Source organism: Rhodococcus maanshanensis NBRC 100610 (assembly GCF_001894865.1).
In the GTDB taxonomy this organism is placed as follows: Bacteria; Actinomycetota; Actinomycetes; order Mycobacteriales; family Mycobacteriaceae; genus Rhodococcus_G; species Rhodococcus_G maanshanensis.
In genome coordinates, this window is sequence record NZ_BCXA01000078.1 from 1 (window position 1) to 5060 (window position 5060).

Annotated in this window: 6 protein-coding genes; 1 reads left to right on the forward strand and 5 read right to left on the reverse strand. The window is 67.0% G+C overall.

Translation table 11 applies throughout. The annotated features are described in order from the left end of the window. Window positions 1–136: 136 nt before the first annotated feature. Window positions 137–265, reverse strand: coding sequence for a hypothetical protein (locus RM1_RS27115; protein WP_281252220.1), 129 nt, complete (start codon window positions 263–265; stop codon window positions 137–139). A 281-nt stretch (window positions 266–546) separates the two neighbouring features. Then, window positions 547–1062, reverse strand: coding sequence for a hypothetical protein (locus RM1_RS25665; RefSeq protein WP_072754422.1), 516 nt, complete (start codon window positions 1060–1062; stop codon window positions 547–549). A 446-nt stretch (window positions 1063–1508) separates the two neighbouring features. On the opposite strand from RM1_RS25665, the gene RM1_RS25670 reads away from it, so the two are divergent. Beyond that, window positions 1509–1910, forward strand: coding sequence for a HutD family protein (locus tag RM1_RS25670; RefSeq protein ID WP_072754423.1), 402 nt, complete (start codon window positions 1509–1511; stop codon window positions 1908–1910). A 225-nt stretch (window positions 1911–2135) separates the two neighbouring features. On the opposite strand, the gene RM1_RS25675 is transcribed toward RM1_RS25670, so the two are convergent. The 3 genes from RM1_RS25675 to hutI form a co-directional block, all read right to left on the reverse strand. Next, on the reverse strand, window positions 2136–2699 hold the full coding sequence (locus tag RM1_RS25675) for a hypothetical protein (RefSeq protein ID WP_072754424.1): 564 nt from the start codon (window positions 2697–2699) through the stop codon (window positions 2136–2138). 422 nt (window positions 2700–3121) lie between these two features. Continuing rightward, the gene (gene hutG / locus RM1_RS25680; protein ID WP_072754425.1) at window positions 3122–4084 is read right to left on the reverse strand and encodes a formimidoylglutamase; all 963 of its coding nucleotides are present in this window, start codon (window positions 4082–4084) and stop codon (window positions 3122–3124) included. Beyond that, window positions 4081–5060 (reverse strand): imidazolonepropionase (gene hutI, locus RM1_RS25685; RefSeq protein WP_072754426.1); only part of this gene is annotated, 980 nt, incomplete at its 5' end. The genes hutI and hutG, both read right to left, overlap by 4 nt.

Consider the following 5060-nt stretch of genomic DNA (forward strand, 5'->3'; position numbering starts at 1 on the left):
CAGGCATACTGCGAATACGAAGGCGCCGCAGTGGGATTCCGCTGCGGCGCCCACGCGCGCATGTACTGGGTGGAGATGCCGAGGGGCCCGCACCCGACTTCGAGTGCGGGCCCAGTTGTTGGTCGCGGTGAGGCGATCAGGCCTTGGGCTTGACCAGCCCGTCGACGGAACCGATGAAGGCTGCCGCTCCGCCGGTGACGTCACTGATCGCGCCGGTAAAGGTGCTGATGGCGTCGAGAGCGTTGGCGAATTCAGCCGAACCCATTGTGTGCTCCTTTTGTTGTGCATGACTTCTCGGTAGCGGTGCGGTTGTGCACCGCCGGCATTCGTAGTGGCTGGGCCTTGCGGCTGCAATGGGAAATGTGGAATGTGGCGAAGGTAACGCTAGTGATAACTATTGTCTATAACTGTTCGATAACTTGACCTGGCTTCCTTACCGAAGTCGAGTACGCGTTTCGGCCATCGACTCCCGCGCTGCCCTGACCGAGTCCCTCGGACGATGGCGAGGGCCCACCGTGGCGGCGGAGCCCTCGCAGTGGGTGCGCGTCAGCTGCCGAAGATCGCGCCGGGATCCGGGAGGTTGCCGCCGGTCGGCGGAGTGGTCGCGGGGATGGTGACGACTGTCGATTCCTGCTGCACGGTGAACGCGGTCAGTCCCGGGATCTGCGTCAGGTAGTCCGCGATGCCGGGATAGTCCGAGACCCACCAGATCATTGGGTCGGTTAGGCCGCAGGACGCCAGGACGACGTAGGAGCCGTCGGGGACGTCCGTCACGGTTTGCGTTGATGTGCCGGGCTGGACCTCACCATTTGCGTACAGGGACTGACCGGCGCGCAGGACGTCCTCGACCGGCGGCAGTATGCCGCCGGGTGCGGGTGCCAGCGATGTGGCGCACCCGATGGGGGTGCCGGAGTTGTTGGTGATCGTGTTGGTCACCGTCGACCCATTCACGCTGTAGTTGTAGGTGACGTCGCTCGCGGTAGCCGCCGATGCCGGCGGGGCTACCGCTGCCAGCGGAATCGACGCGGCCGCAACGAGTGCAGCGCGGGAAGTCCATCTCATGCTGTGTCCTCTTCGTCCGAGTTGTGAGCCTTCATCCGATCCTGCGGTGCTTGCCGGGCCTTCCGGTGCGCGACACGCCGCCGGGGGTCCGGAGGTGGGCCGGCCGGTCCCCTCGTGCCGCAGGACATCATGAACGGGATCACCAGGCGCTGTCAGTTCCGGGCAGGGGCGGCCACAGCGTGCAGCGGCCACGTGGGACGGGTGCGCGCAGCGCGTCCCGGCCTCTCGTTTGTTTCGGGCGGGACTGCGGGTGCGACGATGAAAGCTATTGGAGAGAATGCTTTTTCAGGCTCGAGAGGAGCGCAGCGACTCGATCGACGGCAGCGTGACGCCACCGCCATCGAGCCGCGCAGCGGGTGCAGTTGGCCGCATCCGGCGCTCTGCTCGAGAGCGCCGAGGCCGTGGTCGGCAAGCTCGGCTGATCGCGCCGCCCGCCGCACCTCGACATGACGAATCGGACAACCTGTGAAACCGGTTACGGGACAACGTCGTTCCGTGCCACGGCGTCCGACCGCACGGTGGTGCCCTGGCTGAACGGCCAGGGCACCACCCAGGTGGTTGCGGAGACCGGCGACTGGCGCGTGAGCATCGCCGACGAACCGCTCGAGTCGACGTTCTCGGTGATCGCGGGCTACGACCGGTTGATCATCCCGATCGGCTCGGTCGCTCTCGAGCTCACCGGCCCGCCCTTGTCCGCGACGGGGGGCGGTGTCGATGCGGACACTGTCGTGCGACACGTGATCGAGCCGCTGCAAACGTTCGCGTTCCCGGGGGGAGTGGGCGCCGACATCGCGGGCATCGTCCCGCACGCGGGCCCTCAACGTCATGACCAGGCGGGGTGTGGCTGAGATGGCCGTGGAGATCGGGTCGTCGGAGATTCCCGACCGTTCCGGTTCGGTCCGGATCTGTCTCGATCTCGCTACCGAAGACGCCCTGATCGTGCCGCCCGGCGAAAAGTTGATGCCGCCTGTACGTCCGGGAAGGCGTGCGATCATCTCGATATCGAGCACTGGGCGGCGAGCAATTCGGGCTGTCATCGACGGACTGACGACGGTCCGCGGGCTTGTTCGTGATCACGATGCCCTGGGGGAGATCCCCACCTGTTCGGTGATCTGGGCTATCAGCTCGTCATAGAGCCGTTTCACAGTCGCTCGATCGGTTTCTTCTTCACGGAACATTGTGTTCCATGAGGGATTCCAAGCCGAAGTACCCCTGTACGCATCGGGACGACTGCCGTCGGATGACTCGAGGCTGGTTCGCAGCTGTGCATCGTTCCCGGGACCAGTAAAGGTCTTGAAGAGCTGCGATATGAAGTCGCTGTACGCATTCACGCACGAAGGGCTCAGATAGGGGCGGTTGACGTGGATGGAGTGATCCAATTTGCGTTTGAGTGCGATCACGTCCACTGGCGAGAGTTCCTTCCACCTGCCGATGCAAAGGAAGTAGCAGTACAGGTCATTCAGGTCGGGCGCGATCGTGTCCACCAAAGAGATGCGTTTTTCAACCAGCTTCTGATTGCGCCATTGGGCGGCCTCAATCCGTTTGGTGAGCCGAGTAACCCACCAGCCGAGGCCGGCGACGCTAAGGGGTATCAACGCCGCGACGGCAAGCTTTGCTATTTCGAGGGTGGTCCACACAGGTTCCGTTTCCTCTGCCCGTCCGGTTGGCTCCGACTGTTTCAGTGAGTGCCCGTCCCAATCTTATGCGGCGGGCGCGCGAACCCCATCCGAATTAACGAACTTCGTAGCGCATGGGCACCGGACAGCAATGGGTGAGGCAGATGCGAACCGCGGCACGGTCTGATCAACGACCCCCGTTCCGTGCGTCGGAGGAGTTGGGTCATCTCCAACGGGATCGACCCTGGCAGGAAGACTCGCTCTGGTTGTCCCCGTTGAGTTTGAGAATGCGATGCGCATCGTCGACAAAGCTCTGAGAACGGCTCTTTCGAAGCCCAGAGGGGTTCTGACGGCACCCTGACCATTTCGCCTGAGTGTGGAAATCCCCGACTCGACGCGGCGGTGGGCGCGCACGTCGAGCCGGGGACGGTGGGGGATCGGGGCTAGGCCCGATGAGCGATCGCGTCGGTGACGATCCGGTGGATCAGTCTCGCCGCGGTGCGCGCGGTGCGGTTGTCCACGTCGAGCGCGGGGTTCAGCTCCGCGACGTCGAGGAGTCGGAGCTTGCCGCTGCGCGCCACCAGATCGCAGACCCGCTGGATCACCTCGAGCGGTACCCCGAACGCGGCAGGGGCGCTGACCCCTGGCGCGACCGCGGCGGGCAGCACGTCGAGGTCGATCGTCAGGTAGACGACGTCGACCGCGCCGAGGAACTCCTCGACGAACGACTCCACCGCAGGCAGGTTGGCCGTCGTGCAGTCGTCGTCGAGGAGGTGGCGCACGCCCAGTTCGGCCGCCGTCGCGAACAGCGCTGCGGTGTTGCTGGGTTGCGAGATGCCGAGCACCGCATAGTCGAGGGCCCGGCCCAGAGTGGTTTCGCGGTCGGCCATCTGCCGGAACGGAGTCCCGGAGCTCGGCCGCGCGTCGCTACGCAGGTCGAAGTGTGCGTCGAGGTTGAGTACGCCGAGGCGGGCACCCGATGCGACGGCCGCCGAGTTCGCGATGCCGAGGTAGCTGCCGTAGGCCACCTCGTGTCCGCCGCCGAGGACGGTGACGAGGCTCCCGGTGTCGAGCAGGCCGGTGACGGCGGAACCGAGCCGGTCCTGGCCGTCTTCGAGATCCTCGCCGACGACCTCGACGTCACCGGCGTCGAACACCCGCACCGGGGCGGCGAGCGACATCGACGCGAGCGCCCGGCGCAGCGCGGCCGGGCCGTCGGCGGCGCCGGGACGACCCTTGTTGCGTCGCACCCCCTCGTCGCTGCGAAACCCGATGAGAACGCCTGCGCCGGAATCGGTTCGGCCCTCGAGCGGTGCGACGGCTTTGTGCCAGCGCAGGTGTTCGTTACCGGGGCCGTCGTCTCGTCCGGACCAGGCAGTCGGGGCGAGGTCAACCACTGTGGTCATCGTCGGTACCCGTCCTTCCAGACCTCGCGCACCAGCGCCACCCCGGGCCGGTAGGCCAGGTGCAGGTGGGACGGTGCGTCGAGTGCGATCAGATCGGCTCGCGCACCGACCCGGATGTGACCGATGTCGGTGCGCTGCAACGCCGCGGCGCCGCCGGCCGTCGCCGCCCACACGGCCTCGTCGGGGCTCATGTGCATCTCGCGGACCGCCAGTGCGATGCAGAACGGGATGCTGGTGGTGTAGCAGGTGCCGGGATTGCAGTCCGCCGCCAGCGCGACGGTGGCGCCGGCATCGAGCAGGGCCCGCGCGTCGGGATACTTGTTGCGCGTGGAGAAGTCGGCGCCGGGCAGCAGCGTGGCGACGGTGTCACTCGCCGCGAGCGCCTCGACGTCGGCGTCGGTGGTGTAGGTGACGTGGTCGACGGACGCGGCGTTCAGCTCGACCGCCAACTGGACGCCGGCGCCGTAGCTGAGCTGGTTGCCGTGCACCCGCGGCGTGAGCCCGGCGGCGATGCCGGCCTCGAGGACGGCCCGCGACTGGTCGGCGTCGAACGCGCCCTCCTCGCAGAATACGTCGATCCACTTCGCGTGCGGCGCACACTTGGGGACCATCTCGTCGACCACCATCCGCACGTAGTCGTCGCTGCGACCGGCGAACTCCGGCGGCGTGACGTGCGCGGCGAGCAGGGTCCTCTCCGCGGTGTGCGCGGAGGCGACCTCGAGGCTGCGCAACTCGTCGGGGACCGACTGCCCGTAGCCGGATTTCGTCTCGATCGTGGTGGTGCCCGAGTGCAGCGACTCGGCGACGAGCCGGGCCACGTTCGCGCCCAGTTCGGCGTCCGAGGCCGCCCTCGTCGCGGCGATGGTGGTGCGGATACCGCCGGCTCCGTACGGGGCGCCGGTCATCCGGGCCGCGAACTCCTCGGCCCGTTCGCCGCCGAAGACGAGGTGGGCGTGACTGTCGACGAACCCGGGCA

Bases quoted from the DNA above. Each gene is read 5' to 3' on its own strand.
- RM1_RS27115 (WP_281252220.1), bottom strand. From the start codon at position 265: ATGGGTTCGGCTGAATTCGCCAACGCTCTCGACGCCATCAGCACCTTT.
- RM1_RS25665 (WP_072754422.1), bottom strand. From the start codon at position 1,062: ATGAGATGGACTTCCCGCGCTGCACTCGTTGCGGCCGCGTCGATTCCG.
- RM1_RS25670 (WP_072754423.1), top strand. From the start codon at position 1,509: ATGACGAATCGGACAACCTGTGAAACCGGTTACGGGACAACGTCGTTC.
- hutG (WP_072754425.1), bottom strand. From the start codon at position 4,084: ATGACCACAGTGGTTGACCTCGCCCCGACTGCCTGGTCCGGACGAGAC.